The organism is Nocardia sp. NPDC102475 (assembly GCF_055584605.1).
Genome location: NZ_JBVJLS010000035.1, coordinates 53,806 through 77,552 on the forward strand (window position 1 = coordinate 53,806; position 23,747 = coordinate 77,552).

Genomic DNA, 23,747 nt, shown 5'->3' on the forward strand with positions numbered 1-23,747 from the left:
CACAGGCAATTCGGCGGCGCCGAGCGACGAGACTGAAGTCCCTATAGCGCCAACAGCCCGCTCCTGAAACGGAGCGGGCTACCGTTGATGGTGCATGTCCCAGCTACTGGTCGTCTGCGGTGTCTTCGCTCACCAGCAGTACGTCGGTGTCGTCATCTTCGCTCCACCACCGCCGCACCCTCGTCGGCGATGAGGCACTCATCGATGCTTCGTCGCCGTGCTCATTCTCGTCGGACTTCCACGGATCGTCCCGCCTCAACACATTCCCTACCGCGTGCCGCCCCTGTAGTTCCGTCGTCTTCCACCAGTACCCCAGCCGAAAGCACAACACAGCCATGAATACGACTGAACCGCCCCACGGGATAGCGACAAGCAGCGTTGGCATCGTTCAGGATTCCTCCTCGCACACAAGCAGATACGCCGCCTCCGAATGCACCACGCAATCATCGGGATGGTGGTAGCGGTGGATTTTGAGGAGCTGCCTAGCCCGCTCAGAGGTGAGCTCCATCAGGTGAACCTGGCACATGTACTCGGCCAGCACGCCCTCAGCACGAACGAATGTCTTCTGGCTGGAGAGATCTGTCATCAGCACTCTGCCTCGTCAGGCGACCCGCTCGCCAGCGGTGCGACAGCGTCTTCGATGGTCGATCCTTCCCGCCGGATCGTCTTTCGGCGGAAGCCCATCCTTCGCTGTGTCCAGCAACCGCACCCGCCCGGCCCGTACATCGGCGACCAGCTGGTCGAGCGCTTCGATCTGCCGATTCAGTTCCGCCGCATCATGTTCGGCGTGGGCGGATTGGTCCTGCCGCAGCGCCAGCTGTAGGTACTTCCAGCCCAACCAGGCCACCATCTCGCCATACGACGACGGATTGGTAGGAGCGTCGGCATCGACCGTAACCCCGCTGACGTGCCCACCCGCTTCACGGTCGATCAGCCAGGTCAACAGTGACAAGTGCTCCTCGGCAGGGGCACCCGTGTTGCGGCCATGCTCGTAGATGTAGCGGCAGATACCGATGTACTGCTGAGCGCAACGCATCAAAACAGTTGTCGGCTCGTCCACACGTGCGAACACCCGAAGGAAAGATCCGGAATCCGGCAATGGTTGATCGGGCTGGGCCTCTACCACTGGGGCTGAAAACAACGCCGGTCTGTTTGGCGGGAACCCAAATACACCATGATCCGGTCGTTGATGGTCAAATGACACAGTGAAGCGTCCCTTCATATTTCGCAGATGACTGGTACTTGATAAATGGCCGGTGCGGTCAGTCCCAGAGTTCGCCGCACGGCAAAGGCGGCAGATCGCCGCGCACATCGTCATCGACGGTGACGTTCAATTCGGGAAAGCCTCGGGCCAGTTCATCGGCCACGTTTTGGGCTTGTTCGGCGCTGGCCTGGTAATCCAAGTTCAACGCTCCGGATTCGATATGGATGTGGCGAATTCGGCGCGGCGGCGGGATACGCCGCTGGCGCGTCACCACCATCACCGTGGCCTGTCCACGGCAAGCACTATCCGGCCTGCCTCGATCAGGATCCGCTGTGCGGCCGCCTTGCGCGGGCAGCGCTTCGCTCGGCAGGCAAGGTGGATCTGCATGACCTCGTGCGCTTGGGCGATCGTGAACGGCAGCATCGGTGCCTGATGGGCACCTGCGTCGCACAAGGCGATGAGTTGGTACATGGCAAGGGAATTCGTAGGCATCGCGCATCGCTTCTTTCCGGTCAAAGAACGGTTGGTAAAGGTGAAGCGGTGCCCGACACCGGGTGCTGTCGCCACCGGCCCCAGCTCACAGGGGCCAATGCGCCGCCCGAGGAGATAACAGCGTCGGCCCGATGCCGGGTACCGAAACCGACCGTAAACCCGCTAAAACGCCAGGTGCCCGTAGAAATTTAGGTTTCCGTTTTATTTATACGAAAACCCATATATTCTGCGGGGGAACGGTTTTCAGGTAGACAGCTCGGGCAAATCAGCCGACAATCGGGGAAGCTGGATATGTATATGACAACCGGCGAAGTCATCCGCCGGATCAGGAAATCTATCGGTATGACCCAGGCAGAGCTGGGAGACTTGCTCAACTTCTCCCAGCCCGCAATCTCGGGCTTGGAGCGCGGCGGCCCCGCCTCACACGACGTCCGTGTCCTGCGACTCGTCGCACGCGCACTTCAGGTTCCGCTTGCCATACTGATAGTGGAGTCGGACGAGGAGGCAGACGTGGACCGTCGTAACTTCTTCAGAGCAGGGGCACTCGGGGGCGCAGGCGCCGCCATAGTTGCGGCAAACGCGCCAGCCCACACTGCGTCATCCGGGATAAAAGTCGGTGCCAGCGACGTCGCTCAAATCACGGACAGTATCAACCAAATTCACGAGTTGGATCTCGTTGTTGGCGGTGACCGGCTGTGCCATCTTGCAGCTGGCCAGGCTCGCTACGTCCAGCAGTCTGCCCCCGCGGCTTCGACCCAGAGCCGAAGTTTGCTGTTGCCAACGATTTCGGTGTCGGTGTCGAATCGGTAGTCGAAGACGATGTGATCATATTCGTTTGTAGCTATGTAACTGGCTGACCCTTCCATCTCGGACGGTTCGCGCTGTAGCGTTTTTGTGCCAGCATCGAGGTAGAGCCGCTGGTATTCGGTAGCGGCCGGGGGCCACTGCTGTTCGTCGCGGACGTGCCCCTCGTAGTAGCGATCTCGGATTTCCAGGCGCACTGGCGGCCACTGACCGATATCGGTGTCCTCGCCTTTAAGGAAGTGGTCGAAGAATGTGCGTTGGCGCGAGTTGCTCTGCGCATCATAGTAATAGCCCCATTTTTTACGTCCGTGGATTTCGAGCCACTTCTGGCTCGACCCCAACCCCTTGTAGGCTTCGAGGGTGCCGCGGGTGTGGAGTCCGTGATCCGACCAGCTGGCGACGACGTAGGCGGGAACGGTGATTTGGGAGAAGTCGGCGCGTTTGGTCGCCCAGTAATCGTCATCGAAGGGGTGTTCATCGCGCATCGCGACGGTGTCTTCGACCTTCGTGCGGGAGAACAGCACGCCTTCGTGCCACCACGGATGGAATTGGGTTTCGGGCATACCGCCGTGGAAGGCGAAGTCTCGGTAGAGGTCGCTCACACCCTCCCATGGGTTCATGGCAGCCAGGTGGGGCGGTTGTGTTGCGGCGGTGAGCCATTGAATGATGGCCAGGTACGACACTCCGGCCATTCCTACTTTGCCGTTGCTCCAAGATCGGGTTCCGGCCCATTCGATCAGGTCGTGGTAGTCCTGGGCTTCTTCGGCGCCCCAGAATGACTCGGCGACTCCTTCTGAGCCCCAGGTTCCGCGAGGGTCGACGAAGATGACGGCGTATCCGGCGGGACACCAATAGGCAGGGTCGGGTGATTCGAAGGCGACGTACTGCGACAACACTCCGTCGGGTACACCTGTATCGGCCGGAAAGTCAGCGAGCTTTTGCGGTGAGTGTTTGCCGTACCCACTCCAGGCGATGAGCACGGGCAGGTCGGCCCCCGAACGGTCGGAGGGCCGGAACATATCGATGTAGATGTTGACGCCGTCGCGCATGGGGACCGTCACATCACGCTCGATGAGTAGGCCGTCGGCGACGGTGCGGGTGTATTCGAAACCGGGATATCCGCCCTTCTCCGGTTCGACGCCTTCTTTGTACCGTCGTTGAAATGCGCTGGCGGTCATGAGGTTTCCTTTTATTCGAGTGCGGCCTGTGTCGCAAAGTTTCGGGAGTTAAGACTTCCGCAAGAGGGATCCGGTCCGACGATCTGGGCATTCTATTCGTGGGTACGAGTGATCCGACTGCCAGAAACCGGGGTTGTCAGGTGGTGACCGAGGGGTATGGCTTTCCGAGCCAATGTTGCAGTTGCGCACCGAATTCACGCTGGAAGGACAGCGGTCCTTTCTCCGACGTCCAGGCTTCGTCATAGACCGCGATGAACAGGGTCAGATTGAGAAAGAAGTGCGCACCCATTTCGAAGAGCGCCACGTAGTCGTGGTTGACAAGTGCTTCACGTTCGTCGTCGGTGAAGGCGACAACCGTGGACTTTTCGACTGCGTTACTCAGGAGCCGTGGTCCGATCTCGTCTTCCCAGCGCCCGACGAATTCTTTGGCATCCCTGGCGTAGGCGTCGAGGTAGTCGGGGTCGCGGTCGACCGTGTAGAGAAACTTGTTCACGTAGTACTTGCTCATGCCGCTGCTCCGTTCGGATACCAGGTGAAGTAGGCCTCCATCGTGTGAAAGAGATCGAAATTATCTGCGTAGGCGGCCTTTTCGGGTCCGGCGATGCCCATCATCAGGATCAGATCCATGAAGCCGTGTGTGGCGTTTCCATGACCGGCGAGAGTTTCGAGCGTGACGTTTTCCAGGATTGCCTCGATATCGCCCGCGGCGAGCCATCGGCAGGCTTGCTCATCGAATACCGGGTCGGGTCCGTGTTCACCGAACTGGCGAGGACCGCCCAGCTCGAGCGACAGGTGCCCGCTGCCGATCGCCGCGATGCGCTTGTCGGAGGGGTACTCGTCGATCACTTCGCGGATCGCACGTCCTAGGTCCCAGAACCGTTTCGGTGAAGGCAGCGGCGGGGCGAAGATGTTGGTGTAGATCGGCACCACGGGCAGATCGGCCTCGGGTCGGGTGGTGATGATCGGACAGATGATGGAGTGATCAATCTTCAGCTCGTTACTGAAGGAAAAGTCGAACCCCCTGTCCATCAGGCCTTGGAGCATGTATCCGGACAGCTCCTCGTGGCCCTCGAGGACGTACTTGGGGATGCCGAATTCGCGTTCCTCGTTGTAGAACGTCGCGTCGTAGCGTGCGGCTTTGCCGATGAGGAAGGTCGGGTAGTTGTCCAGGAAGAACTGATGGAAGTGGTCGGCGCCGACCATCACCAGGATGTCCGGTTTTGCGGCGGTCAGTGTTGCGCGGTAGGCCTCGACCTTGCGTTTCCACTCAGCGGCGAACGGGGGTTGTTCATCGACGGGTGCGGTCGTCGCCTTGTAATAGAACGGGTGGTGGGTTGTACCGAGTACTGCGGCCAACGTCGCCATATTCGATCTCCTCGTCGATGAGATGGCTGAATGGGTGACGATCAAGACTTGGTCGGGAATGGCGTCAGACCGCGTCCGGTTCGACGTAGTAGGCACCCCGATCGACATTCAGGTAGATGTCATTGGCGATCGGGTTGCGGCGTTCTTCGGCGAGCTGGCCGATCAGTCCGGCACAACGTGCCAGGAGCGCGAACCCGCGGAGCAACTCGGGAGGTAGTCCGAGATCGGCGAGTGCGGCGCCGCAGACGCCGGCCCCGTTGAGCGGAAGTGCGCGGCCGAGTCCTTGCGCACTCATTCGTCCGATGGCCGAAAACAGTTGCAGATGTGGGCCGTACAGCCCTTCCTCGGTGGCGATAGCAATCAATGCCGGGGTGCGAGGGTCGCCGTTCTTATGGTTGGGATGGCCCAGTCCTGGCACGAACTTGCCCGCCTGGCGTTGTGCCTTGATCGTGCTGAGTGCGAGGGTGTCCCACCCCGCGTCGGTGCTGGGAAGTTGACCGCCGTCATCGGTGTGCGCGGCCAGGGTATCGGCGAGGAACTGTCCGCAGTCTTCGGTGACACCGAGAAATCGTGACCCGCCGGCAAGCAGGCCCGAGGCGATGGCGCCCTGCAGGGAGTCCGGTGCGCTGAGGTAGGTGACGCGAGCGGCGATGGCGGTAGGGGTGAAACCGTGATCGGCCAGTGCGACGAGCACCGATTCGAAGACCCGCACCTCCCCGGCCGTGGGGCGACGCAGTGCGACGAGCCAGAATGCCAGTTCACCGAATCCGATCTTGCCCATCAGTTCGTTGGCGAGGTCGTGACCGAGGAGGTTGATATGGTCGGTTGTGGAGGTGCCGAGTGAGGTGGAGAACTCGGTGCGCAGCGGCCGGGTGCCGTCGTTTTTGTCGGTGGTGGTCATTTGTCTCCGTAGGGCAGCGGCGCGGCGGCGAGCCAGGCTCGGACTTCGTCGGTGTGTTCACCGAGTGCGGGTGGCGCGATGTCGTAGCGGGGGGTGATGGTGGAGAACGTGATGGGGTTGCGTACTCCAGGAACGCTGGCTCCATCGGCGCCGACCTGCACTATGGGGTTCAACCCCAGTTCTTCGGCGTATTGCACGCCCTGGGCGATGGTGTTGATCGGCCCGTTCGGCACGCCGACTGCGTTGAGTTCGGCGAACCAGTGCGCCGCGGGCCGGGTTCTGAGCTTCTCGACCAATAAGGGGCGCAATTCTTCTCGACGCTCGGTGCGGTCGGCATTGCGAGCGAATCGTTCGTCGTCCGCGAGTTCGGGGACGCCGAGGACGGTGACGAGTTTGCGGAACTGGGCGTCATTGCCAGCGGTGATGATCAGGTCGTTGTCGGCGGTCGGCAGCGGCTCGTAGGGGAACAGACTCGGATGGGCATTTCCCATGCGAGTCGGGGTCACTCCCCCTGCCACATAGGCCGAGGTCTGGTTGACCAGTCCGCTCATCGCCGAAGCCAGCAGCGAAGTTTCGATGTGCTGGCCCACACCGGTCTCCGAGCGGTGCCGCAACGCGGCGAGGATCCCGATGGTCGAATGCAGCCCCGCCATGACGTCGAAGACGCTGATTCCGGCCCGATACGCGGGGCCATCGGGGTCGCCGGTCAGACTCATCAGCCCGGACATCGCCTGCACGATCAAGTCGTATCCCGGTAGCGAGGCGCCTTCGGCGGTGCCGAAACCGCTGATCGAGCAGTAGATGACGGTCTCGTTGCGCTCGCGCACCGAGTCGTAGTCCAGACCGAATCGACGCAAACCACCTGGCTTGAAGTTCTCGACCACAATGTCCGCACGCGTGGCCAGTGCCTGGGCGACAGCGAGATCGTCGTCGACCGCGAAGTTCAGCACGACCGACTTCTTGTTTCGGTTGATAGCCGAGTAATAGGTCGATACCCCGTCAGCGCGTACCGGTGGGACCCACAAGCGTGTGTCATCTCCGCCCGGGCTCTCGACTTTGATCACCTCGGCGCCCATGTCGGCGAGCAACATCGTCGCGTAGGGCCCGGCAAGAACACGTGAGAAGTCGGCGATCATCAACCCGGCCAGCGGGAGTGACGTGTTCGGGTTTTCACTGTTCACCGGAGATTCGGTCACGTCGACGGGATCCCTTCCGCAGCCGAGAATGCCGGATACCACCACTCCGGCCGTCCGTCTGACGGACAAGTGTCCGTCATATGAGTTCAGACTGCACCCGCGCAGCGTTGCGTGTCAACCGTCACATAGATCACCGCACGAGCGGCTTGCCCCCAGTGAGGCGAATGGGCCCGGAGCCACCCATGTCCGCTATGCGGACAAGGGTCCGGGTTAGGTCTACAGTCGAGCCGATGCGCGCGAACCGCGCCGCTGCCGAAGGCAGTAGTAGCCAACCGGGACGGAGATCGACCATGGCATCACGTGGACAAGGCCCCGATTTCATCGAGGCACTCGCACGAGGCCTCGACGTGCTTCGAGCGTTTTCCTCGGCTCACCCTTCGATGTCACTCGCCGAAGTCGCGGCAGCAACCGACCTGGCTCGGCCGACCGCCCGACGCATCCTGCTGACTCTGGCGGAATTGGGATACGTACGAATCGAAAGTGGATCGCACACGCTGACCCCGCGAGTCCTCGAACTCGGCATGGCCTACATCGGATCGCTCAATCTGTGGGACATTGCGCGTCCCCATCTCGAGGAACTGGTCAGCCAGACCGGCGAGTCGTCGTCGATGGCACAGCTCGACGGTTCCGACATCGTCTATGTCGCCCGCGTGGCCGTCCCCAAACTGATCGGGCTGCGCGTCGACATCGGTACTCGATTCCCCGCCATGGTCACCTCACAGGGCAAGGTGCTACTTGCCGCGCTCGAAGATGCCGAAGCTTTGGACGTGCTCGCCGAGCCTTCTCGCTCCGGAATAGCAGTCCCGGCCAAGTCCGCCGAGGAGATCACCGCGATTCTCGCCGACACCCGTCGGCGAGGATGGGCCGTGGCGGACCAAGAATTGGCACCCGGTGTGCGATCGATCGCCGTTCCGGTCAGTGACGGCCGTGGCACCGTCCGGGCAACGATGAACGTGACAGTCCACGCCGCGGAAACCTCGCTGGACACCCTCATCGAGACATATCTGCCTGCCTTGCAGGTCGCCGCAGCGCGGACCAGCGAGGACTGGGCACGGTGGCAGAACCGCCCCATCGAAACAGCTGGACGCCGCGGCCGAGTGGGCTGAACGGATGTGACCGTTGACACTTCTACGAAATGCGAGGCACACTCATGGGCACCACCTAACGGACGACTGTCCGCCAAGCGGACATCAGTGCGAAATAGTGGGAGTCCCGCTTTACCGCGAGCCGCAGGTCTTCGAGGAGAACCCCAGTGACCTTCCACAGCAACTCAGCGCCCGTCGCGCATCGCTACGACGTCGTCATCGTGGGATACGGCCCGGTCGGCCGGTTGCTTGCCCTGCAGCTCGGGCGCCGCGGGTATCGCATCGCGGTCATCGAACGACAAAAGCAGGTCTATCCGCTACCACGAGCAGTGCACTTCGACGACGAGATAGGCAGGATCCTGCAGTCCGTGGGTGCCGACCCCGACACCATGTCGGCGGTAGTCGAGCCGTACGCCGACTTCTACGAATGGCGCAATGCCGACCGTGCGACCTTGCTAAGGCTCGACTGGCGCAGCCCCGGCCCTTCGGGCTGGAATGTCAGCAACTTCTTCTACCAGCCGGGGATGGAAGCCGCGCTCGACCACAAAGTTCGTGAGATCGAGTCGATAGATGTCCTGCAGGGCTGGGATGCGATCGCCCACCACGAACACGACGATCACGTCACGATGGAGATTCGCACCGCGGAAGACGAGAGGCGTTTGATATCAGCTCAATTCGTGGTCGGTGCCGACGGAGCCAATAGCACGGTACGCGGCTGGCTCGGCAGCCCCATGACAGATCTGGGATATTTCCACGATTGGCTCGTCGTCGACTTGATTCCGCACAGCCCGATGCTGGTCGACCCACCGGCGTGGCAGCTGTGCGACCCGGCCCGCCCGACCACGCTGGTCCCCGGAGGGCCCGGTCGTCGCCGCTTCGAGTTCATGCGTCTGGAACACGAAACCAAGGACGACCTCAATACCGAAACGCGAGCCTGGGAACTCCTCGAACCGTGGGGACTGACCGCGGCGAACACCACAATGGAGCGGCACACTGTCTATACCTTTCAGGCCCGCTGGTGTGACCAATGGCGACGGGGAAGGCTGCTGCTCGCAGGCGATTCCGCGCACCTGATGCCACCTTTTGCCGGCCAGGGCATGTGCTCGGGACTGCGCGACGCCACCAATCTCGAGTGGAAACTACACTTGGTCCTCAGTGGTTCGGCCTCGGACGACATCCTCGACACCTACGGAGCCGAACGCGCGGAGCACGTCCGGCATTTCATCGACGAATCCATGCAGCTCGGAGCGGTGATCTGCGTGACAGATCCCGCCATAGCCACTGAACGGGACGCGGCCATGGCCGCTGAACTCGTTGCGGGCCAGGAGATGCTGCCCCGGCCGCTGCCACGATTGGGGGCCGGTCTCCATAGCGATGACATCGCAGGCGGCACCCTGGCGATCCAAGCAACTGTCCGCGGCACCACCGGCGAGGCCTTGTTCGACACCTTGTTCCCATCGTCGGGAGCGCTCCTCCTGTCGGACGTCGTCCAACGTGCGGAAATCGACCAGTCGACCCGAGACAAGCTATCGGAGTTGGGATTTGCGGTCATCGCGTTCGGCGAGACCGCCGATGACGAGACCGCGGTCGACACCACCGGCGCCTACCGCGCGTGGTTCGATTCGCTGGGAGCCACCGCGGTACTGGTTCGTCCGGACTTCTACGTCTACGGCGTCGCCACCAGCGACTACCTCCCCAACACCCTGGTTGCCGACTTCCTCGCCGACCTCGACGCACACACCAGCCCACTGGCCTCGGCACAATGACCAGCAGCAGCGACATCGACACCGTCATAAGCCGACACCTGGTAGAAAACACCCTTGCGCGCTATTGCTGGGCAATGGACGGCAAGGATGCACGCGCCGCCGCCGAACTCCTGTCGAACGCTGACGTGTTCTTCAAGAACCAGCCACGTCGACGCGGCCACCATGACGTCGAAGCGTTCTATACCGCCATATTCGCCACAAACACCGACGAAACAGCGCACTTGATCAGCAACCTGAAAGTCGACATCGACGAAACGACAATCTTCTACAGCTGCCTATATCAGCGCGTTTCCCTAAACGATCCCGCCAATCCGACGCTGCTCGGAATAGGGCTCTATTCAGGACAATTCGTGCGACTCGGAACCAGCGCCCAATGGCTCGAACACCACGTCACCGCCGTCGAATAGTGGTCACGGCTGCGGCTGCACCGTGAGTGCCGCAACGGGACATGAGCGCTCCCCCTCCGCGACCATCGCAAAAGCTGCTGGTCGCCCGGTGGAGCCTTTGTGGTACGAGATTCCGGCCTTCTACTTTTCGAATCCGGTCGCGATCACCGGACCGACAAACGACGTGAGAATCCCTCCGAACACCTCCGCCTTCGACTACGAACTCGAAGTCGCCATCGTCATCGGTGCCCCTGGCGCCGACATTCCCGCCGCGACAGCGCATGAACATATCGCGGGATACATGGTGATGTGCGATTGGAGCGCCCGCGACCTCCAAGCCAGGGAGATGAAGACCAGGGATGACAACACCCTGATCAGCCATCGTCCTCGACGGGAGGCGTTCCACAACCGTCTTCGTCCAGCAGAAGATAGGCCGCCTCCAAGTGCACGATGCACTCGTCCGGATGGTGAAAGCGGTGGATATACAGCAGCTCGTGCGCTCGCTCCGTGGTCAGTTCCAAAAGGTGCACTTGGCACATGAACTCGGCCAGCCTTCCATCCGCCTGAACAAACGTCCTGTGCGACAATGGATCTGGTGTCGCGTCGTGACTCACGACGTCACCCCCTCACACATCCGGTGGCAACCGTCTGCCCTCGGCAAGCTCCGTGATCAGGCAGTTGTAGGCATCGCTCATCCGAGCCACGCAGAAAGCGTCTTCGTGCGCCTGGCTGTTCAGGTAGTTCAGCCACAGCTCCGCCATCCGCGAAATGACGAGGCCAAGGGTCTCCGTGTGCCAGACACCAGAGAGGTGATTACGGCCTCGCAGCGCCTCGGCCACGTTGTGGTCGATGACCGTTGCCAGTGCGGCCAGCGAAACCTCGGCAGCGGTGAAATCCCCTACGGCTCGGCGCAGTCCGTCGCTCGATACCGCATCGGGCTCGCGCATCCGCCGGATTGCCTCCTTGCGCTTGTGCTGCAAGGGAATCATGCGTGCAGCCGCGTCGACGAGGCTCATCGGCGCCATATCTTCGACCTCGCCCCGGAATGCCCTGTGTAGCTGGTTGGCGTCTGGAAAGAGCGGCCGGTCATCGTCCGTCATGCCGTGCACCACGTCACCGCGGCTTGCTCGTGGAGGGGACGACCCGGCCGGCCTCGGTCAGAGCTTGGAGCGCAGCTGCCTTACGCGGGCACTTCTTCGCCCGGCAAGCCACATGGAACTGAACGATGGTGTGGGCTTGTGTGACCGTGAAGGGCTGCTCGGGCGCCTGGTGGGTTTCGGGCTGCGTCATGCTCGCCAGCTGGTGGATGGCGAGCGTGTTGTATGGCATCGGTTCGGGCACCTCCGAAGTAGCAAAGCGATGGAGGTACCCGGCACCAAGGGCTTTCGCCACCTACCCCGGCTCACCGGGGCGGGTGCGCCGCGCCCACCGAAACGAAGGGGCGCGGCGTCGGCTTGGTACCGGGTACCGGGGCCGACAGTAGGCCGGGAAAACCGCGTATTTCGCCCGTAAATACCCCGTCCCTTTTCAAATATATGGAAATCGGTATAGCGTGCGGTTGGGCGTGAAACCCCTTGGCGGGTAACGGCCTACTCAAGAACGTTCAGCAACGCAGTGGGGGTATTTGACGATGCATACGACCACCGGTCAGACCATCCAGCGGATTCGTAAATCCATCGGCATGACCCAGGCCGAACTCGGTGCGCTGCTTCACTTCACGCAGCCCGCTATATCGCAGCTGGAACATGACGGCCCGGCCGTCTACGATGTGCGCGTTCTGCGCCGTGTGGCCAAGGCACTCCAAGTGCCGCTGGCCATACTGGTGGTGGAGTCGGATGAGGAGGCGGACGTGCGGCGGCGCCAATTTTTCAAGGCTGGAACGGTCAGTGTCGCGACAGCCGCTATGCCGGGACAGCGACCGAATTCGGGCGTGGTACCCGCAGCCGTCACTGTTGGTCGGACAGACGTCGAACGAATTGTGAGCAGCGTCAACCAGATTCACGGGCTCCAGCTGGTGGCTGGTGGTGATCGGCTCTGCGACATAGCCGCCAACGAAGTGCGCTATGTCGAGCAACTACTCGATGGCGGCAGCTACAGCGACAAAGTCGGCAAGGCGCTGACTGGTGCCGGAGCGGAGATGATGACGGCCGCAGGTTGGGTCCATTACGATGCCGGCCGTTGGAATGAAGCACGACGCTACTACGCCGATGCCGCTCAGGCGGCCACGATCTCCGGTGACGGCATTGCCGCGGCTCACGCCTGGATCAATGCGTGTCTTCTGTCGTATCGGGAGGGCTCGCGACCCAAAGAAGGCGTCAAGCTGGCCGAAGCCGCGCAGTTGGCAGCCCGGCGCGAAGGCGGCCCGAAACTGCGAGCCCTGGCTGCGATTCGAGAGGCCGAGGCGTACAGCGTGATTGGTGACCGGTCGGCCATGGTCGCGGCGGTCAACCGAGCGCACCGCGCGTATGAATCGACCAGAGGCAATGATCCGGCCTACCTTACCCGCCTGCCCGAAGCGCAGCTCAGTGGGCTGACAGGGCTCGCCTTCATGCGGCTTGGGGACTACCAGGAAGCCGCGAATTATCTGCGGTCGGCGATCGACGGCACGGCGATGTACCCGCGCGAACGAACGGCGTGGCAGATGCGCCTGGCCCAGAATTTCGTACAGTCTGGGGCGATCGCTGATGGCTGTGTACTGCTGACCGACAACTTTGAGGAGATCAGCAAGGTGGCATCGACCAGGCTGCAAACTGCGCTGACTGGCATTGCTGATGAGCTGCGGCGGTATGTGTCGGTGGCGGAAGTGCGAGAGTTTTTTGGACTCTGGACGGCGCGGTGAGACTACTGGCCGAGGTGCTCAGCCACCCGCGTGCGCAGAAGCCAGTACCGCTCTTGCGTACGGTCATAAGACAAGCAGTAGTCGCGGGTCGAGGGGAACCCTTTTGTCTTTGATGCTGGCTCGGAGAAGCGCGTACCGTTGGGAAACTGCTGGTGGGTCAAATCGACGGTCTCGCCGCCGACGAGGTTGAAATAGTGGGAGACAGTTTCACCGTCCGGCAAGGTGGCCATGGAATTGAGGATGTCGCCACCGAGGTAGTCCTGGACGACGCACGCTGTGACGGCGCACTGGCCCTTGGCGCAGTTGCTGTCTGTCCAATCCGAAGCGGCGCTGGTGTCGGCTGACCAGGACTTCCGGAGCGCGTTTCGGAGGGTCTCGACGGAGATGGCGCCCATGTTTGCGAGCATACCGAACCACGCTCATGGTGCCTGTGAGCGCCGCTGCGTCTGATCGCGTCGGTTTGCAACCTGTGAACCACGCTCCTGGAGGCAACAGGCTACCTTCGACACTTTTTGGCAGCCTCCCGGGTACGCGATGACGCCGGACAGCTCCGTGACATCCTGGCGGGGGTTGAATACCAACTGTAGACGGGCCTGCGAAACCGCTTCCGCAACGTGATGACCCGTCCACGACTAGTGCCGCCCGCCTTCTGGCAGACTGACCAGATGCGTAATGCCCTCGCCACTGGCACATGGGACGCGCCACGTACGATCGCGACCACATCAGATTCGCCATCGTGTGACAATTGCCGACTTGTAAGGCGAGGAACGCATGAGAAAATATGGTACCGAGATCGGTATGACTATTATTGTCACACCGATGATACTCGGACGTCAGCGCGACCTCGAAAAGGCTGGCATCCCACAGGATCCACCATGCCACATATACTTAGTCACCGAAGCACCTCGCGTATCCATTCTGCCGTCCGATGTCACCATCGAGGGAAACTTGATCACGGGAATCGCGAGACGTCAGCATGAGAACGAATTCGAGTATTTTAACTTTCAGATTAGGTACGACTATCCGCATGAATCCGGAGCCATCGCCTGGAGGTCTGAATATCCCTACGAGGATTTTTACCTCATAGATAGAGAAACCGGTAGGGTTCTTATGCCCTTCACAGTCGACCCCTTCATATCTCTATTCGACATTGATCCTTCCTGGCGACGACACGAGGTTCTGTACGTCGGACAGGCATTCGGAAGCGCCGGGGAACGCCAAGCGTTCGACAGACTAAGGAAGCACGAGACTTTGCAACGAATATACTCTGAGCAAAGGCCCGATCGTGAAATTTGGCTGTCATTATGCGCAATAACTAACATCGGCCTAATATCCAAGATGAATCCAAAAGACGAAGGCGTTGTCGGCGCGCAAGATGGCATCGAGCACTGGAGGCAGGCGCACCTTAGAGTGATCAAGAATGAAGAATTCTCCGGACACGAAGGGGTCGCCCTGGCTGAGGCGGGACTGATCAAGTACTTTCAGCCTAAATATAATAAATCAAAGCTGGTTCAAAAGAGCACGTGATCATCAAAGAGGCTGGAGCACTGCTAAAGTCTGATGTCTATGCGGCCGCGACTTGGAAAAGCAGCTCACTCAGACGCTCCAGGTTCCGGCCATATCCTTGTAGATGTACTCAAGTGCCTTGAAACGGCGGTTATCGACTGATCCCGTCATTAACCATAGCGCCGTGGACGAGGGTTGCGGACGATCTTCCGCTATCACCGGCAGTCATCCGGTGTCACGGCCGGGCATCCACACGCGTTGCGACATTCGTTCGGCACCGCGCTAGCCGAGGCAGGGGTCGATCTGTCGGTCATGCAGGCCTTGCTCGGGCACACCCATGTCGACACCACCGCCCGCTGCATCTGGCCCCGAAGCGGGTAAAGGAGGAATTCGATGCCGCACGCGCACGTATTCACCGCCAGGTCTGACGCCGACGACATCTACCACGCCTACCTGGCCGAACTGGCGCGCACCGGCCGTGGCAGCTCGCCCTACTACAGCTCGGCGCGCACGTTCCTGCAACGCTGGCCGAACCCGCAAGACTGGGCTGATGAGCCGCTCGAGCTGCGGTGCTCGGCGAATTCCTCGACGCGACCGTTCATCACGTTTTTGATGCTGCACGACTGGTTGCGGCCCGGCTACGACTATCTGTTGGAACGCAAGATCTCCAGCCTCTGGCGCGAGATCGATGCCTCCCCGATCGGACCCGATCTCGCTCGATACCTCACTGTCGCAAGGGAACTCGGATTCAGTCAACGGGTCCGCACGGCCACCGGCTCGCAGGCCCCGGCTCGGCTGCTGATCCAGACCGGCCGCCGCCTGCACCAACTCACCACCACCGATCTCGACGAGTTCGCCGACGCCTGCCGCGACCGTCAGCACCGCACCGGCAAAGGCTGGCACCACTACAAGGCCGCACTGGCCAACCTCGCACGACCGCAACCCGCAATACAGCATCAGCCCGGCGATGGCGCGGTCGCGCCAGGTCCGCAGACTCGCCAGCAACCGCGCCGCCTCCGATACCGCCAACGGCCGGCCGGGGTGAGCGGTTGCCCTCGGTGCGGGCCATTCGCGACCAGAAATAAACGCGCCGAAGCTGATTCGGGTCGCTCGGCCAGCAGATAGCCCTGGATCACGCGGGCCAGGTCGCCGTCGAGCGGGACGGCGCGTTCCTTGGCGCCCTTGATCGACTACCTCAACGCCAAACGCGGCACCTGCACCCGCCACACCGTCTCCAGCATGGCCACCCGCCTGACCGGGTTCGGCCGGTTCCTCACCGATCTCGACCCCACCCTGGCCCGGCTGTCACAGCTGGATCGCCGCCGCCACATCGAACCCTGGCTGGCCAGCCTGGTCGATGCAGTCAGCAGCAAGACCGGCGAACCGATCGGCGTCGCCGACCACGCCCGCCGCGTCGTCGCGGTCAACACCTTCCTCACCGAGATCACCGAATGGGGATGGAACGACGCACCGAAACGGAAACTGTTGTTCCGCAACGACATCCCCCGTCTCCCGCGCCCGCTGCCACGCTACATACCCCTCGACGCCGACCGGCGCCTCGCCGACGCCCTACGCGGCAGCGACCACGAACTCGCCGCCTCCGCGTTGCTGCTCGCACGCGCCTGCGGACTGCGGATCGGGGAACTGCTCGACCTCGAAATCGACTGCCTCCACGAGATTCCCGGCGAGGGAGCCTGGCTGAAAGTCCCGCTCGGCAAGCTCGACACCGAACGCATGGTCCCCCTCGACGGCGAAACCGTCGAACTGATCGACCGGATCATCGAAATCCGCTGTCCCGGAAGGCCGTTACCGCACCCGCGCAACGGGAAACCGGCCCAGTTCCTGTTCACCCGCCACGGCGGCCGGCTCTCCCAGCAAGCCGTCCGCAACGAGCTCGACCGCGCCGCCACGGCCGCCGGGATCGGCCACGTCACCCCGCACCAGCTGCGCCACACCTACGCCACCGCCCTGGTCAACGCCGGCGTCTCCCTGCAATCGCTGATGGCGTTGCTCGGACACGTGTCCGCGCAGATGAGCCTGCGCTACGGAAAACTGTTCGACACCACCGTCCGCACCGAATACGAACGCGCCCTCACCCTCGCCAAAGACCACCTCGCCACCCTGCCCACCACACCCGCCGGCACCAAAGCCTTGCCCTTGGCCGACATCACCGGCGGCAAGGACTGGACCGACACCCCAACCCTGAAATCCCGTCTGGCAGGCGGATTCTGCCTGCGCGCACCAGCCCAGGGCGCATGCCCCTACGCCAACATCTGCGAGCACTGCCCGAACTTCCGCACCGACCTGACCTACCTGCCGATCCTCGCCGCCCAACGCGCCGACGCCCAGAAACTTGCCGACGACGCCCAACGCCGCGGCTGGATCAGCGAAGCCGACCGCCACCACAAACTCATCGCTCGACTCGACGCCGCCATCACCGACATCCAGAAATCAGCCGGATAACCGGGAAACCCAGCTGGCGGAACAAGATCAGCCCTGATTAGCCGGATAATGCTACGACAACGCCGTCATCGAATCCTTCTGGGGCAGAATGCAAACCGAGCTACTGAACCGGCAACGGTGGAGAACCAGAATCGAGCTGGCGAACGCGATCTTCGAATACCTAGAGATCTTCCACAACCGTCGACGCCGTCATTCGGCCCTCGGTATGCGATCTCCGATCGAGTACGAGATGATGCAGTCATCCATCCAACCCGTGGTCTGAAGTCCAGTACCCCGACTCCCCGAAACTCGGGGAACATCAAAGTCTCCGGACAAGCCGGGGTGATTCAAGATGACGTTACGTTTGGGTCCGGCCAAGGGGAAAGATTCAGCCACTAGCCTCGGCCCATTTCTAGTCACACCCGACGAGTTGGACCCGCTTCGTGCGGGCAACTCATACAACCTGCCCATGACAGCGACAGTGAACGGCCGCCCCTACAGCAGCTGCAATCTTGCCGACATCTACTGGCCCTTCGAGCAGCTGGTCGAGCATGCCGCACGAGGCACTCGACTCCGCACCGGTGACGTAATCGGCAGCGGTGTCAACAGCACGTCAATCCTGACCCTTTATCAGCACGGCCGGTTCTAGTCAACGTCGCAACACAGACTGACTCTCGGAGGCTAGCAGAGCGGTGAAAAGCTCTGCCGGGCAATGATCTTGGAGGACGAGCCGGGGGCGATTGTTGAGTTCGTCCTCAACGGCCAGCAGATGCTCGGGTGAGTGGATATTGAGGTTGGTCCCCTTCGGAAAGTAGTCGCGCAGCAACCCGTTCGCGTTCTCGTTCGAACCGCGCTGCCATGGGGAGTGGGAGTCGCAGAAGTAGATCGGCGCCCCCAGCGAGCGCGCGATCATGATGTGCCGGGCCATCTCGGTCCCTTGGTCCCAGGTGATCGATCGCAGCAACGCCGGCGGTAGATCACGCATCCTCGTGGTCAGGGCCGTGTGCAGAGATTCGCTGTCGCGGGAGGGAAGATGCAGTAACCGGACCATGCGGGTCTGGCGCTCGACGAGCGTGCCGATCGCCGAACCCTGATCCTTGCCGACGATCAGATCTCCTTCCCAGTGCCCTGCTTGTGAGCGATCCTCGGGCCGAAAGGGGCGATCGCGAACGGTGAGCATTGGGCGTTCGAATCGTGGGCGACGTCGTTCGGCCCGCTGGTGAGCGCGCCGGTGATCGCGTCCGGTGCGCAGTGGCGAGCGACGGTGCGGCGCCAGCCGCGAGGGCCGCAACAGGGGCGATCCGGGCTGGTAGACGGCCTGATAGATGGTCTCGTGGCACAACCACATCCGGGGATCACCAGGGAACCGTTTCCGCAGATGCAGGCTGATTTGCTGCGGGCTCCATCGCTGCGCCAGCAACTCCGCGACCAGACGTCGCAGTTCGGGGTGGGTTTCGAGGCGCCGGCGATGCCGTCGAGCGCGCCGGGCGGTGGCGCGTCGGTGCGCTTCGAACGGGCGATATCCCTTGCTCTTGAACGCATTTCGGCGTAGTTCTCGTGAGATCGTCGACGGTGATCGGCCCATATGGGTCGCGATCGCGCGGATACCCATGCCTGCCTGGCGGAGATCTGCGATCTCGATCCTCTCGTCTTGAGACAGGAACCGAGCGTCGATCTGACGCACCGCCAACCGATCCAAGGCAGGCACGAACCCGACGACCTCGCCGTTGCGGTAGGTCTTGTAGCCACGCGACCAGTTGGCGCCCGCGGTTCGCGACGCTCCGACCTCGTGAGCCGCGCGGAGAATGCTCCAGCCGCGAGCCCGAAGTTCCATGAACCGTTGACGTTTGGCCGACTGCGGACGACGCCCCGGCCCCTTCTTCACGCGACGCGACGACGGCAACACAACCTCCAGAACCTACGGGAGTGTTGCGATCACCGGTAGAAACCGCCATGCCACGCAGTGATCAGTTTTCCGGTGCCGCCGACAAGCGGCACAGTTGGTTCCGGATGCATCCTCGAACTATCACGCTGTTTCGGTACAGCGCGTTATCCGTGGCTGGTCGCCGGGGACCTCGTCGAGCTTTCGGTCGAACAGTTGGGCAGCATTACGGCCCGTATCACCTCATGAGCACTTCGCTCACGCTTGCCTCCACAATTCGCTACAGTTGTAGCGTAGCGCTACATACGTAGCGGCGAGGACAAGGTGGAGCCGAAAAATATGACGATGTATCGGATCACAGCTGCGGACCGACGTCCCCTGCCGCAGTCCTACGCGACCACCCCGCGCCACCTCGGATACAACGACGACGAAGCCACCCGACCATTCGCGCACTTCTTCCGCTCCGAAGTGCGCGAGCTCCAGGATCACGTCCGCGACGCGCTGCTGGCCGGCCCGGCTCCCGGCGAATTCGGGTACGAGATCGACGACGCCGCACGCCGCCTATCGCGGCCTGGCTACCACAAGCTCGAGACCGGCTGGGCCCGGACCCGACGCGGCACTCTGGTGGTGAACTGCTTGACCGATATGCCTGGTGTGACAGCCGAGATGTGGGACTGGTGGTTCGGATGGCACGGCACCGACACCGCGCGCTATAAACTCTGGCATCCCGATTCCCATCAGTTCTCCGCCATCGCCGAGGACCGCAGCGCCGATCGCAGCCTCAGCGACCGGCAGCGATATCAGAACAATGTCTCTTACGTGGACGAATACATCGGCGAATCACTGAGTCAGTTCGCGATCCGATTCGTTGACCCCGGACAGCTCGGATTCGAAGACACAGCTGGAACCACCCACATCTGCGCACGGGTGGGCCTCAGCGCGGTGCCTGCGGCAGCTGGTTGGCTCATCCATCAGGTTCGCCCCACCGCGCATGGCAGCGAGATGCGGTCGCGCTTCTTTCTCGGCCATCTCGAGATGCTGGCCCTGCCCGCCCGATCGACATCCCGTCCGGTCGCAACCCGCATGCTGGCAAGCCGACCCAGTCGGATTGCGCTGGCCCCAGTATTGTCCGCGGCTAAAAGGTTCGCGACCACCGATCATCTCGGCCACGACCTTCTGCACCACTGCGCCACCGAGATGAACCACCTGGCCGGGTTTCTGCCCGAGCTGTTCGCTGAGTTCCGCGGCCACCCCTGACACCCGGATCACCCAACAAAAGGATTCCCGATGCGAACCGAAAAAGTGACCTTCAGTATCGGTGGCGTCGAGGCCGACGCCACCCTCACCCTTCCCGATAGCGCTGGGTCACAACCCATCCCAGCAGTGTTCACCGGACCTGGGTTCGCCGGTGTCAAGGAAATGCTTATCCCCGATTACAACCGCGACTTTGCCGAGCGCGGCTTCGCTTCCCTCGCGTTCGACTACCTCGGATTCGGCGGCAGCGCGGGTTATCCGCGTCAACAGGTCGATCCGCCGAAGCAACTCCAGGCTTTCCGTGCTGCCCTCGATACCCTGTGCGGCGATCCGCGCATCGACATCAACCGCATCGGGGTATGGGGCACCAGTCTGTCCGGTGGACATGCGTTGGTGATGGCCGCTACCGACTCCCGCATCAAAGCGGTCGCCGCCGTCATCCCGTTCATCCGTCTCTCCCCCACCTCCAATCCGAAATTGCTGCCCATCCTGGTGCGCGACGCTATCCGCCGCCTCACCAGGCGCCCTGGTCTTACCATCCCGGTCGCCGGGCATCCCGGCGAAGTCGCTGCCATGAACAGCGACGGCGCGTATGAGTGGGCACAGGAGATGGCATCAGGCGCCGCTTCCTACCGCAATGTCGTGACAGTGGCCTCACTGCCACGCATGCTCCGCTGGTCTACCGCGGATGCCGTACGCGATATAGCGATCCCGGTCCTCGCGATACTCGCCGAAACCGACACCATTACTCCTGCTGCACGCGTACGCAAAGCGCTCGAGGGTGTAGCCAACGTCGATTACCTGTCGTACCCGGAATCCCATTTCGAGCTGTTCACTGTTCATGGTGCGTCGGTCCGCAACGACACCGTCGAATGGTTGTCCAAGCAACTGCTCTAGCCAGCAGACAAGTTGCCTATTCGCCTTTGAACATCGACAGAGACTGGCCGATCGGATCGCCCGCTGAGATCGCTACATTTGTAGTGCAGCACTAAGCTACGAATGTAGCGCTGACGCGGAATTCGGCAAGGGAGTGTTCTCGATTGGGTACCCACAAGGAGCGGATCGCAGCGGCCGCAATCAGTGTGCTCGCCACCGAAGGCAGCCGCGGATTCACCCATCGGGCGATCGACAAACGTGCGGGACTAGCCGAAGGCACAACCAGCCGCTATGCACGAACCCGCGCTGCTCTTCTGATGCTCACCGCCGAAGCGATGTTCGAGATCGACGCGCGCCAAGCCGCGACGGCGCTCACCGGGCACGACATCGGACCGGTGAGTCACGAGGCCGCGACCGACGTCGTGATCCAAGCAACCAAAACGCTGCTACAGGCCCCGGACCGCTACAAGGCACGCCTCGAGCTCCAGCTCGAAGCTATCCGCACTCCGGAATTACGGCGCTACTTCGACTACGCACGTGCCGCCTTTGTAGACGCGCTTGCCGAGCTGCTGGTCCGCGCCGATGACCCACGCGCCCACGATCGCGCCGACGAGCTCGTCACGACAATCGACGGGATCTTGCACCGCCAACTCATCCTTGACCTGCCCGCCCTTACTGATCATCGATTACGCATGCTCCTGCGTGCCTGAAAGTGTCTATGGACACTTCGAGCGAGAGCGAGCCCAGCTGCAGCGCCGCGACCCTACCTTCGGTCGAGCGGCGCAGGACTTCGATATCGGTTAGCCGCCAGCGACAGCCCATCCATCCCGGTAAGAATGTCGCGGCACTCGCTGCCATCGAGAGGTCAGCTGTGTGCCTGCGAAACCTGCCTCCTCGTCGGCGATGCCGACCATTGCGACCCCTCGACCTCTAGGCCGTGCGTGTCGTACGCCTAACGGTGGTTCCGTGACGCCAGTTGACACGCAGACCAATAACGGCAACACTGTGACCATTATGATGAAGCTGCTGTGGCGTGGCGTGCCCGATCGGAGGCTGTCATGAGTTCTGACGGTCGTTTGCTGCTGCGCGGCGGAATCGTCCTGACAATGGATGAATCCCTTGGCGATCATGAACGCGGAGATGTCCTCATCGAGGACGGCGTCATCGTCGAGGTCGGACCGGATTTAGAAGGCGATGCCACAGTGCTGGACTGCGCAGGCAAGATCGTGCTGCCCGGCTTTGTCAACTCGCACCACCACATGTTCCAGACCGCCTTGCGGTCCTACTGGGCCGATGCCCTCGATCTCGACTACTTCATGCAGTCCAGGACCGGACCCGACGCGCTGTTCCATCAGTACACCCCCGAAGACGTCTACTGGGGACAGTTCGGTGGCGCCTTGGAGAACTTGGCGGCGGGCACCACGACGGTCGTCGACACATCGCAGTGCTCCTACACTCCCGAGCACACCGATGCCGCGCTGGAAGCGATCCGCCGATCCGGTATCCGCTGCGTCTTCAGCTTCTCGCCGTCACTGGGCGATCACGAGCCGGATCGGTCGTATGCCCATCCGGAAGATATCCACCGCCTGATCGCGAATACCGGTGCGGTGCGCGATGATTCGCTCGTGCGCCTGGCACTGGGCTATCACATCGACGAGGATCTGTTCGCACTCGCGCGCGACCTCGGCCTGCCGATGTTCGCGCACGTCAATGACGTCAGTTGGGGTAAGGCGCTCGAAGAGTTCGAGAAAGAGGGGCTGCTCGGACCCTGGATCACCTACATCCACTGCCTCGGCATCGACGAAGGCGCATGGGGAGCCATCGAGCGGACGGGCGGCAAGGTGTCGGTATCCACCAGCGCGGAGCAATCGCTCGGGATGGGACAGCCCGCCTTGCAAACCGCCCTCGATCATGGAATCTCGACCAGTTTCGGCACCGATACCGTCGCCATCGCACCCGTCGACTTCTTCTCACAGATGCGCGCGGCCTATTACTGGCAGCGCAGCCGAATCCAAGCGGCGATTCAAGCCAAATCGCCCGAGGTCGAGCCGATCTCGGTTCGGGACATACTCCGCATGGCGACACTCGGCGGCGCGCAGGGGGCACACCTCGACCACCTCGTCGGATCCCTGACACCGGGCAAACGAGCCGATGTCATCACGCTGAACGCCCGCACGCTCAATGCCGGACCGGTCAATCACGCGCCGGGAGCCATCGTGCAGCACATGGACACCAGCAATGTCGACACCGTCATCGTGGACGGGCGAATCGTCAAGCGCGACGGCCAACTCGTCGGGGCAGACATCGAAGGGGTGCTGCAGCAACTCGAACGTTCGGCCGCGGGCCTGGTGGAGCGCTCGCGCGCCACCGACATTCTCTTCACGGGTTGCCGACACCAATAGATCACATATCGGCCACGCTGTAGTCCATACCTATTGACGCTCTCTTGTTGAATCGGTCACGCTGTTGCCTTAATAGCTTGACGGGAAATAGCCGGTGCGGCCGCCGACCGATCATGTCGATCGGCCCGCTTCGGCGACACTTCGCAAGGAGCACCGGTATGTCCGACCT

The 23,747-nt window shown here is 62.1% G+C and carries 29 protein-coding genes and 2 pseudogenes; 16 read left to right on the forward strand and 15 right to left on the reverse strand.

What is annotated here, in order from left to right:
• Positions 1-103 precede the first annotated feature (103 nt).
• The 5 genes from ACZ60G_RS39890 to ACZ60G_RS39910 are packed head-to-tail and all read right to left on the reverse strand — an operon-like array spanning position 104 to position 1,696.
• Positions 104-385 (reverse strand): hypothetical protein, encoded by a 282-nt coding sequence (locus ACZ60G_RS39890; protein ID WP_465817147.1) that lies wholly within the window; start codon positions 383-385, stop codon positions 104-106.
• Between the two features lie 3 nt (positions 386-388).
• A complete protein-coding gene (locus ACZ60G_RS39895) occupies positions 389-586 on the reverse strand; it encodes a hypothetical protein (protein WP_465817148.1) in 198 nt (65 codons plus the stop codon).
• Positions 587-601: 15 nt separating this feature from the next.
• Positions 602-1,222: a hypothetical protein gene (locus tag ACZ60G_RS39900; protein WP_465817149.1), complete on the reverse strand. Its 621-nt coding sequence runs from the start codon at positions 1,220-1,222 to the stop codon at positions 602-604.
• Between the two features lie 40 nt (positions 1,223-1,262).
• Positions 1,263-1,475: a hypothetical protein gene (locus ACZ60G_RS39905; RefSeq protein WP_465817150.1), complete on the reverse strand. Its 213-nt coding sequence runs from the start codon at positions 1,473-1,475 to the stop codon at positions 1,263-1,265.
• 5 nt (positions 1,476-1,480) lie between these two features.
• Positions 1,481-1,696: a hypothetical protein gene (locus tag ACZ60G_RS39910; protein ID WP_465817151.1), complete on the reverse strand. Its 216-nt coding sequence runs from the start codon at positions 1,694-1,696 to the stop codon at positions 1,481-1,483.
• Positions 1,697-1,993: 297 nt separating this feature from the next.
• Between ACZ60G_RS39910 and ACZ60G_RS39915 the strand changes: the two genes are divergently transcribed.
• Positions 1,994-2,506, forward strand: coding sequence for a helix-turn-helix domain-containing protein (locus ACZ60G_RS39915; protein WP_465817152.1), 513 nt, complete (start codon positions 1,994-1,996; stop codon positions 2,504-2,506).
• Here the strand turns inward: ACZ60G_RS39915 and ACZ60G_RS39920 are convergent.
• From ACZ60G_RS39920 to ACZ60G_RS39940, 5 genes are all read right to left on the reverse strand, one after another.
• Entirely contained in the window at positions 2,419-3,549 is a 1,131-nt protein-coding gene (locus ACZ60G_RS39920) for a CocE/NonD family hydrolase (protein ID WP_465817153.1), read from the reverse strand. The genes ACZ60G_RS39915 and ACZ60G_RS39920 overlap by 88 nt on opposite strands.
• Positions 3,550-3,814: 265 nt before the next feature.
• On the reverse strand, positions 3,815-4,186 hold the full coding sequence (locus tag ACZ60G_RS39925) for a hypothetical protein (RefSeq protein WP_465817154.1): 372 nt from the start codon (positions 4,184-4,186) through the stop codon (positions 3,815-3,817).
• The gene (locus ACZ60G_RS39930; RefSeq protein ID WP_465817155.1) at positions 4,183-5,043 is read right to left on the reverse strand and encodes a DODA-type extradiol aromatic ring-opening family dioxygenase; all 861 of its coding nucleotides are present in this window, start codon (positions 5,041-5,043) and stop codon (positions 4,183-4,185) included. Before ACZ60G_RS39930 ends, ACZ60G_RS39925 begins: the two co-directional genes overlap by 4 nt.
• Before the next feature lie 64 nt (positions 5,044-5,107).
• Positions 5,108-5,944, reverse strand: a complete 837-nt coding sequence (locus ACZ60G_RS39935; RefSeq protein ID WP_465817156.1) for a citryl-CoA lyase — start codon at positions 5,942-5,944, stop codon at positions 5,108-5,110.
• Positions 5,941-7,140: a CaiB/BaiF CoA transferase family protein gene (locus tag ACZ60G_RS39940; protein ID WP_465817157.1), complete on the reverse strand. Its 1,200-nt coding sequence runs from the start codon at positions 7,138-7,140 to the stop codon at positions 5,941-5,943. Before ACZ60G_RS39940 ends, ACZ60G_RS39935 begins: the two co-directional genes overlap by 4 nt.
• A 290-nt stretch (positions 7,141-7,430) precedes the next feature.
• On the opposite strand from ACZ60G_RS39940, the gene ACZ60G_RS39945 reads away from it, so the two are divergent.
• From ACZ60G_RS39945 to ACZ60G_RS39960, 4 genes and pseudogenes are all read left to right on the forward strand, one after another.
• The gene (locus tag ACZ60G_RS39945) at positions 7,431-8,246 is read left to right on the forward strand and encodes an IclR family transcriptional regulator domain-containing protein (RefSeq protein WP_465817158.1); all 816 of its coding nucleotides are present in this window, start codon (positions 7,431-7,433) and stop codon (positions 8,244-8,246) included.
• Positions 8,247-8,392: 146 nt separating this feature from the next.
• A complete protein-coding gene (mhpA, locus tag ACZ60G_RS39950) occupies positions 8,393-9,991 on the forward strand; it encodes a bifunctional 3-(3-hydroxy-phenyl)propionate/3-hydroxycinnamic acid hydroxylase MhpA (RefSeq protein WP_465817159.1) in 1,599 nt (532 codons plus the stop codon).
• Complete coding sequence (locus ACZ60G_RS39955; protein ID WP_465817160.1) at positions 9,988-10,398, forward strand: nuclear transport factor 2 family protein; 411 nt, start codon at positions 9,988-9,990, stop codon at positions 10,396-10,398. Before mhpA ends, ACZ60G_RS39955 begins: the two co-directional genes overlap by 4 nt.
• Positions 10,399-10,486: 88 nt before the next feature.
• A pseudogene (locus ACZ60G_RS39960) lies at positions 10,487-10,720 on the forward strand (fumarylacetoacetate hydrolase family protein); the annotation flags it as partial.
• Positions 10,721-10,751: 31 nt separating this feature from the next.
• Here the strand turns inward: ACZ60G_RS39960 and ACZ60G_RS39965 are convergent.
• The 3 genes from ACZ60G_RS39965 to ACZ60G_RS39975 are packed head-to-tail and all read right to left on the reverse strand — an operon-like array spanning position 10,752 to position 11,706.
• Positions 10,752-10,991: a hypothetical protein gene (locus tag ACZ60G_RS39965; RefSeq protein WP_465817161.1), complete on the reverse strand. Its 240-nt coding sequence runs from the start codon at positions 10,989-10,991 to the stop codon at positions 10,752-10,754.
• A gap of 12 nt (positions 10,992-11,003) precedes the next feature.
• Entirely contained in the window at positions 11,004-11,477 is a 474-nt protein-coding gene (locus ACZ60G_RS39970) for a hypothetical protein (protein WP_465817162.1), read from the reverse strand.
• 13 nt (positions 11,478-11,490) lie between these two features.
• Complete coding sequence (locus ACZ60G_RS39975; protein ID WP_465817163.1) at positions 11,491-11,706, reverse strand: hypothetical protein; 216 nt, start codon at positions 11,704-11,706, stop codon at positions 11,491-11,493.
• Positions 11,707-12,007: 301 nt separating this feature from the next.
• On the opposite strand from ACZ60G_RS39975, the gene ACZ60G_RS39980 reads away from it, so the two are divergent.
• The gene (locus ACZ60G_RS39980; protein WP_465817164.1) at positions 12,008-13,216 is read left to right on the forward strand and encodes a helix-turn-helix domain-containing protein; all 1,209 of its coding nucleotides are present in this window, start codon (positions 12,008-12,010) and stop codon (positions 13,214-13,216) included.
• 2 nt (positions 13,217-13,218) lie between these two features.
• Here ACZ60G_RS39980 and ACZ60G_RS39985 read toward each other — a convergent pair whose 3' ends face one another.
• The gene (locus tag ACZ60G_RS39985; protein ID WP_465817165.1) at positions 13,219-13,611 is read right to left on the reverse strand and encodes a YunG family protein; all 393 of its coding nucleotides are present in this window, start codon (positions 13,609-13,611) and stop codon (positions 13,219-13,221) included.
• A 403-nt stretch (positions 13,612-14,014) separates the two neighbouring features.
• On the opposite strand from ACZ60G_RS39985, the gene ACZ60G_RS39990 reads away from it, so the two are divergent.
• The 6 genes and pseudogenes from ACZ60G_RS39990 (at position 14,015) to ACZ60G_RS40015 (ending at position 17,813) form a co-directional block, all read left to right on the forward strand.
• Positions 14,015-14,743 (forward strand): hypothetical protein, encoded by a 729-nt coding sequence (locus ACZ60G_RS39990; RefSeq protein ID WP_465817166.1) that lies wholly within the window; start codon positions 14,015-14,017, stop codon positions 14,741-14,743.
• A gap of 174 nt (positions 14,744-14,917) precedes the next feature.
• Positions 14,918-15,103 (forward strand): tyrosine-type recombinase/integrase, encoded by a 186-nt coding sequence (locus ACZ60G_RS39995; protein WP_465817167.1) that lies wholly within the window; start codon positions 14,918-14,920, stop codon positions 15,101-15,103.
• 12 nt (positions 15,104-15,115) lie between these two features.
• On the forward strand, positions 15,116-15,847 hold the full coding sequence (locus ACZ60G_RS40000; RefSeq protein WP_465817168.1) for a hypothetical protein: 732 nt from the start codon (positions 15,116-15,118) through the stop codon (positions 15,845-15,847).
• A 48-nt stretch (positions 15,848-15,895) separates the two neighbouring features.
• Complete coding sequence (locus ACZ60G_RS40005; RefSeq protein WP_465817169.1) at positions 15,896-17,185, forward strand: tyrosine-type recombinase/integrase; 1,290 nt, start codon at positions 15,896-15,898, stop codon at positions 17,183-17,185.
• Between the two features lie 55 nt (positions 17,186-17,240).
• Positions 17,241-17,447, forward strand: a pseudogene (locus ACZ60G_RS40010) (IS3 family transposase); the annotation flags it as partial.
• A gap of 69 nt (positions 17,448-17,516) precedes the next feature.
• Positions 17,517-17,813: a fumarylacetoacetate hydrolase family protein gene (locus ACZ60G_RS40015; RefSeq protein WP_465817170.1), complete on the forward strand. Its 297-nt coding sequence runs from the start codon at positions 17,517-17,519 to the stop codon at positions 17,811-17,813.
• On the opposite strand, the gene ACZ60G_RS40020 is transcribed toward ACZ60G_RS40015, so the two are convergent.
• A complete protein-coding gene (locus ACZ60G_RS40020; protein WP_465817171.1) occupies positions 17,814-19,067 on the reverse strand; it encodes an IS30 family transposase in 1,254 nt (417 codons plus the stop codon). It abuts the gene before it with no gap.
• A 324-nt stretch (positions 19,068-19,391) separates the two neighbouring features.
• Between ACZ60G_RS40020 and ACZ60G_RS40025 the strand changes: the two genes are divergently transcribed.
• From ACZ60G_RS40025 to ACZ60G_RS40040, 4 genes are all read left to right on the forward strand, one after another.
• A complete protein-coding gene (locus tag ACZ60G_RS40025) occupies positions 19,392-20,303 on the forward strand; it encodes a DAPG hydrolase family protein (RefSeq protein ID WP_465817172.1) in 912 nt (303 codons plus the stop codon).
• Positions 20,304-20,333: 30 nt separating this feature from the next.
• On the forward strand, positions 20,334-21,197 hold the full coding sequence (locus tag ACZ60G_RS40030) for an alpha/beta hydrolase (RefSeq protein ID WP_465817173.1): 864 nt from the start codon (positions 20,334-20,336) through the stop codon (positions 21,195-21,197).
• Between the two features lie 185 nt (positions 21,198-21,382).
• A complete protein-coding gene (locus ACZ60G_RS40035) occupies positions 21,383-21,886 on the forward strand; it encodes a TetR/AcrR family transcriptional regulator (protein ID WP_465817174.1) in 504 nt (167 codons plus the stop codon).
• A 348-nt stretch (positions 21,887-22,234) separates the two neighbouring features.
• Positions 22,235-23,578, forward strand: coding sequence for an amidohydrolase family protein (locus tag ACZ60G_RS40040; RefSeq protein ID WP_465817175.1), 1,344 nt, complete (start codon positions 22,235-22,237; stop codon positions 23,576-23,578).
• Positions 23,579-23,747: the final 169 nt, after the last annotated feature.

What these genes read in the sequence shown, in the direction of transcription:
- ACZ60G_RS39985 (WP_465817165.1), bottom strand. Translation starts at nt 13,611, where the DNA reads ATGGGCGCCATCTCCGTCGAGACCCTCCGAAACGCGCTCCGGAAGTCC.
- ACZ60G_RS39890 (WP_465817147.1), bottom strand. Translation starts at nt 385, where the DNA reads ATGCCAACGCTGCTTGTCGCTATCCCGTGGGGCGGTTCAGTCGTATTC.
- ACZ60G_RS40025 (WP_465817172.1), top strand. Translation starts at nt 19,392, where the DNA reads ATGTATCGGATCACAGCTGCGGACCGACGTCCCCTGCCGCAGTCCTAC.
- ACZ60G_RS39980 (WP_465817164.1), top strand. Translation starts at nt 12,008, where the DNA reads ATGCATACGACCACCGGTCAGACCATCCAGCGGATTCGTAAATCCATC.
- ACZ60G_RS39915 (WP_465817152.1), top strand. Translation starts at nt 1,994, where the DNA reads ATGACAACCGGCGAAGTCATCCGCCGGATCAGGAAATCTATCGGTATG.
- ACZ60G_RS39895 (WP_465817148.1), bottom strand. Translation starts at nt 586, where the DNA reads ATGACAGATCTCTCCAGCCAGAAGACATTCGTTCGTGCTGAGGGCGTG.
- ACZ60G_RS39945 (WP_465817158.1), top strand. Translation starts at nt 7,431, where the DNA reads ATGGCATCACGTGGACAAGGCCCCGATTTCATCGAGGCACTCGCACGA.
- ACZ60G_RS39955 (WP_465817160.1), top strand. Translation starts at nt 9,988, where the DNA reads ATGACCAGCAGCAGCGACATCGACACCGTCATAAGCCGACACCTGGTA.
- ACZ60G_RS39920 (WP_465817153.1), bottom strand. Translation starts at nt 3,549, where the DNA reads ATGCGCGACGGCGTCAACATCTACATCGATATGTTCCGGCCCTCCGAC.
- ACZ60G_RS40030 (WP_465817173.1), top strand. Translation starts at nt 20,334, where the DNA reads ATGCGAACCGAAAAAGTGACCTTCAGTATCGGTGGCGTCGAGGCCGAC.
- ACZ60G_RS39900 (WP_465817149.1), bottom strand. Translation starts at nt 1,222, where the DNA reads ATGAAGGGACGCTTCACTGTGTCATTTGACCATCAACGACCGGATCAT.
- ACZ60G_RS39910 (WP_465817151.1), bottom strand. Translation starts at nt 1,696, where the DNA reads ATGCCTACGAATTCCCTTGCCATGTACCAACTCATCGCCTTGTGCGAC.
- ACZ60G_RS39930 (WP_465817155.1), bottom strand. Translation starts at nt 5,043, where the DNA reads ATGGCGACGTTGGCCGCAGTACTCGGTACAACCCACCACCCGTTCTAT.
- ACZ60G_RS40000 (WP_465817168.1), top strand. Translation starts at nt 15,116, where the DNA reads ATGCCGCACGCGCACGTATTCACCGCCAGGTCTGACGCCGACGACATC.
- ACZ60G_RS39925 (WP_465817154.1), bottom strand. Translation starts at nt 4,186, where the DNA reads ATGAGCAAGTACTACGTGAACAAGTTTCTCTACACGGTCGACCGCGAC.
- ACZ60G_RS40015 (WP_465817170.1), top strand. Translation starts at nt 17,517, where the DNA reads ATGACGTTACGTTTGGGTCCGGCCAAGGGGAAAGATTCAGCCACTAGC.
- ACZ60G_RS39935 (WP_465817156.1), bottom strand. Translation starts at nt 5,944, where the DNA reads ATGACCACCACCGACAAAAACGACGGCACCCGGCCGCTGCGCACCGAG.
- ACZ60G_RS39990 (WP_465817166.1), top strand. Translation starts at nt 14,015, where the DNA reads ATGACTATTATTGTCACACCGATGATACTCGGACGTCAGCGCGACCTC.
- ACZ60G_RS40040 (WP_465817175.1), top strand. Translation starts at nt 22,235, where the DNA reads ATGAGTTCTGACGGTCGTTTGCTGCTGCGCGGCGGAATCGTCCTGACA.
- ACZ60G_RS39975 (WP_465817163.1), bottom strand. Translation starts at nt 11,706, where the DNA reads ATGCCATACAACACGCTCGCCATCCACCAGCTGGCGAGCATGACGCAG.
- ACZ60G_RS39970 (WP_465817162.1), bottom strand. Translation starts at nt 11,477, where the DNA reads ATGACGGACGATGACCGGCCGCTCTTTCCAGACGCCAACCAGCTACAC.